Annotated in this window: 5 protein-coding genes; 2 read left to right on the forward strand and 3 right to left on the reverse strand. The window is 70.2% G+C overall.

Annotated features, from left to right (window positions below; genetic code table 11):
- Together D183_RS26550 and D183_RS0116290 are read left to right on the forward strand one after the other, a co-directional pair.
- On the forward strand, positions 1-176 hold a 176-nt coding region (locus tag D183_RS26550), incomplete at its 5' end, for a 2-keto-3-deoxygluconate permease (RefSeq protein WP_198527674.1).
- A 52-nt stretch (positions 177-228) separates the two neighbouring features.
- Entirely contained in the window at positions 229-1,176 is a 948-nt protein-coding gene (locus tag D183_RS0116290) for a DMT family transporter (protein WP_017909938.1), read from the forward strand.
- Between the two features lie 300 nt (positions 1,177-1,476).
- Here D183_RS0116290 and D183_RS0116295 read toward each other — a convergent pair whose 3' ends face one another.
- The 3 genes from D183_RS0116295 to D183_RS25010 form a co-directional block, all read right to left on the reverse strand.
- A complete protein-coding gene (locus D183_RS0116295) occupies positions 1,477-2,544 on the reverse strand; it encodes a GGDEF domain-containing protein (protein WP_017909939.1) in 1,068 nt (355 codons plus the stop codon).
- 133 nt (positions 2,545-2,677) lie between these two features.
- Positions 2,678-3,397, reverse strand: a complete 720-nt coding sequence (locus D183_RS0116300) for a pseudouridine synthase (protein ID WP_010343505.1) — start codon at positions 3,395-3,397, stop codon at positions 2,678-2,680.
- Between the two features lie 144 nt (positions 3,398-3,541).
- Positions 3,542-4,062 (reverse strand): DbpA RNA binding domain-containing protein (locus D183_RS25010; RefSeq protein ID WP_039728133.1); only part of this gene is annotated, 521 nt, incomplete at its 5' end.

The raw sequence follows: 4,062 nt of genomic DNA on the forward strand, positions 1-4,062 counted from the left end.
TGACCACGCCCGCGCTGGTGGCGGCGGTGGCGCCGCAGTTCCGGGCCACCGCGCCGGCCGCGACCGCACTGGTGGCGACTTCGGTGGTGGTGACGGCGCTGCTGGTACCGCCGCTCACCGCCGCCTATGCGCGCAGGATGGCGCGGAACGCGTCGCCGCCGGCGCCAGACGCCTGACCCGTGTGGCGATCCGCGACCGTGGCGGCGCGCTTTGCGCGACAATACGCGGATGCCGATGCACCCCACCACCAAAGCCCAGCTGCAAATCCATTTCTGCGTCCTGCTGTGGGGGATCACCGCGATTCTCGGCAAGCTGATCACCCTGCCCGCGCTGCCGCTGGTGTGGTGGCGGATGCTGATGGTGGTGGCGGCGCTGGCGCTGCTGCCGCGGGTGTGGCGCGGACTGGCGGCGCTGACGCCGAAACTGGCGCTGGGCTATGCCATCGTCGGTGCCCTGGTCGGCCTGCACTGGCTCACGTTCTACGGCGCGATCAAGCTGGCCAACGCCTCGGTCGCGGCGACCTGCATCGCGCTGGCGCCGGTGTTCACCGCGGTGATCGAACCCTGGGTGGCGAAACGACCGTTCCGCCCCAGCGAACTGGCCTTCGGCCTGGCGGTGCTGCCGGGTGTGGCCCTGGTGGTCGGCGGGGTACCGCACGGGATGCGCGCCGGTGTCGCCGTCGGCGCGGTGTCGGCGCTGCTGGTGGCGGCCTTCGGCTCGCTCAACAAGCGCCTGGTCGACCATGCCGATCCGCTGACCGTGACCGCGCTGGAACTGGGCGCCGGCACCCTGACCCTGACCGCGCTGGCGCCGTTGCTGCCGTTCGTGCTGCCGGCGCTGAGCGGGCCGTTGCTGGTGCTGCCCAGCCTGCACGACACCGCGCTGCTGCTGGCGCTGGCGCTGCTGTGCACGCTGCTGCCGTTCGCCCTGGCCCTGGTCGCATTGCGCCGGCTCAGCGCCTACGCGGTGCAACTGGTCACCAACCTGGAACCGGTCTACGCGATCGTGTTCGCGATCGTGCTGCTGGACGAGCAGCGCCAGCTCACCGGGCTGTTCTACCTCGGCGTGGCAGTGATCCTGGGCGCGGTGTTCCTGCATCCGCTGCTGACCCGCACGCGTCCGCTGCAGCACCCGGAGCTGCTGGCCACCTGCGAGGCGAAGAACGTGGTGGAGTGAGCGCGGGGGCGCTCACTTCGGGATTGGGGATTGCGGAGTCGGGATTGGCCCGGTCCTGCGCATTTGCGGCATGACCGCAGGCCCAACGCGAAAGGCGCAGCATGCTCGGGAACTAGCCCCTCTCCCCCCGGGAGAGGGGTTGGGGTGAGGGTACGGCGCGAAAGCGTCAGGAGGAGTGTGAGTGCACGATAAGGCGCACCTCCCCTCATCCGCCCCTGCGGGACGCTTCCCCAAAACGGGGCCGCGGTCCCGGCGAGAGAAGGAAGAACGTCGCTGTCGCTCCGCGATGACGTGGCGTACTTACGCCGCCAGCGACACGCAATCGCGGCCGGCACGCTTGGCCTGGTACAGGCCCTGGTCGGCGCGCTTGAGCAGGTCCTCGGCGCTTTCGCGTCCCTGCAGCGTGGCCACGCCGATGCTGGCGGTGAGCGACACACCGAGCTGCAGCAGACTGGTGTCCTGGCGCAGGCGCTCGCAGGCGCGCATGGCCTGCGCCGCGTCCATCCCCGGCAGCAACAGCGCGAACTCGCCGCCGCCGTAGCGCGCCACGACGCTCTCGGGCGGCAGGCGCGCGCGCAGCATGTCGGCCAGCGCCAGCAGCGCCTCATCGCCCTTGTCGTGACCATGCAGGTCGTTGACGCTCTTGAAGTAGTCCAGATCCAGGATCGCCACGCTGAGCGGCGCCGAACCCGGCTGCGCCGCCTCGGCATGGATCATCAACGCGGTGGCGAAGGCGCGGCGGTTGAGCAGGCCGGTCAGCGGATCGGTGCGCGCCTGTTCCAGCAGTTCGGCGTTGAGCGATTCCAGCGATTCCTGGTACTGCAGCAGCTGTTGCTCGTACCAGGCGCGTTCGCGCAACTGCAGCGCCAGCGCATGGCTGCTGCGGCGCAGTTCGATCAGTTGCATCACCTGCCGCGACAGCGCCTGCAGCGCCGCCAGTTGTTCCGGCTGCAGGGTGCGCGGACGGTTGTCGAGCACGCACACCGTGCCGACCGGCAGGCCATCGCGGGTCAGCAGCGGCGCGCCGGCGTAGAAGCGCACACCGCCCTCGGTGACCAGCGGGTTGTGCTGGAAGCGCGCATCGGCGGTGGCGTCGGCGACCACCATGACCTGCTCGGGGGTCAGGATGGTGTGCCCGCAGAACGACTCGTCGCGTGCGGTGCTCAACAGGCAGACGTTGCGCTGCGCCTTCAGCCACTGGCGCTCGTCGTCCACCAGCGAGATCAGCGCCGAGGGCGTGTCGCACAGCTTGGCGGCGATGCCGACCAGATCGTCGTAGGACGCTTCCGGTTCGGTGTCGAGGATCTGCAACGCGTGCAACGCCTGCAGGCGTGCGGCTTCGTTGTCGGGCTTGCGGGGCTTGATCACGGAATACCCGGCGGCGGCGATGGTTCGCGTTGCGCAGTATGGCCAAATCCGCGGCGGACGCCAGCCCTGGCGGGCGCGCCGCCTGTACGGTTGGGCCGCGCGGCGGCAGCCGACCGCCGACACTGCGACGTGGTTACCACTCCTGGCGCTGCGGCAGCAGGCCGCGCAGTTCCTGTTCGGTGAGATTGCGCCACTGGCCCGGCTTCAGCGCGCCGAGCTTGATGTTGTCGATGCGCACGCGGCGCAACTGGGTGACGCGGTAGTCGAACGCCGCGGCCATCAAGCGGATCTGCCGGTTGAGTCCCTGCTCCAGCACGATGCGGAAGCCGAACTTGGCGATCCGCGCGGTGCGGCACGGCAGGGTCATCTGGTCGTGCACGCGCACGCCGCGCGCCATGCCGCGCAGGAATTCGTCGGTGACCGGCTTGTTCACCGCCACCAGGTATTCCTTCTGATGGCGGTTCTCCGCGCGCAGGATCTCGTTGACGATGTCGCCGTTGCTGGTCATCAGGATCAGCCCCTCGGACTCCTTGTCCAGGCGCCCGATCGGGAAGATGCGCTGCTCGTGGCCGACGAAGTCGACGATGTTGCCCTTGACCGCGCTCTCGGTGGTGCAGGTCACCCCGACCGGCTTGTTCAGCGCGATGTAGACGTGGCGGCGCCCGCTCTTGGCCTTGGCGCGCGCGCGCAGCGGCTGCCCGTCGACCTTGACCTCGTCGCCCTCGCCCACCACCGAACCGACCCCACCCGGCTGGCCGTTGACGGTGACCCGGCGCGCGGCGATCAGCCGATCGGCCTCCCGGCGCGAGCAAAAACCGGTCTCGGCGATGTGCTTGTTGAGGCGGACGGACATGGGCTGGGAATGGGGAGTTGGGAATGGGGAATGGCAACAGCGGGCTGCTGCCGGCTGGGCCATGGCTAGCGTCGGGAACGACGGCAGGGAGCGGCAGCGGGGACGCCCCCCATTCCCGATTCCCTACTCCCTATTCCCGGCCTCTCAGCGCTTCGGCGGCCCCTTGCGCGGCGGCCGGTCGGCGGCGAAGCGGCCGGCCGGGCGCGGGCCGGCGGCGTTGGGCTTGCCGCCGGGCTTGCCGGTACGGGCGAACTTCGGCTTGAACGGCGCGCCGCCGGCATCGTCGCCGTCGAGCTTGCGCATCTGCAGTTGCTGGCCGGACACCCAGACCTTCTTCAGGTGCGTCAGCAACTCGCGCGGCATGTCCGCCGGTAGGTCCAGCACCGAATGGTCGTCGTGGATGTCGATGCGGCCGATGTACTTGCTCTCCAGCCCGGCCTCGTTGGCGATCGCGCCGACGATGTTGGCCGGCTTGACCCCATGCTGGTGACCGACCTCGATGCGGTAGGTCTCCATGCCCACTTCCGGCGCGCCGCGCGGCGCTTTCGGCGCCTTGTCGCGGCGCGGCGCCTCAAAGCTGCCGACGTCGCGGTGGTAGTCGAAATCCTCGCCACGCGCGGCCGGCGCCGGACGCGCCGGGCGCTCGCCGTCGTCGCGACGCGGCA

It is taken from the genome of Xanthomonas sp. SHU 199 (assembly GCF_000364665.1).
Lineage (GTDB): Bacteria > Pseudomonadota > Gammaproteobacteria > Xanthomonadales > Xanthomonadaceae > Xanthomonas_A > Xanthomonas_A sontii.

Excerpts from the sequence above, each read along its gene's own strand:
- D183_RS0116290 (WP_017909938.1), top strand. The coding sequence starts at position 229 with ATGCCGATGCACCCCACCACCAAAGCCCAGCTGCAAATCCATTTCTGC.
- D183_RS0116300 (WP_010343505.1), bottom strand. The coding sequence starts at position 3,397 with ATGTCCGTCCGCCTCAACAAGCACATCGCCGAGACCGGTTTTTGCTCG.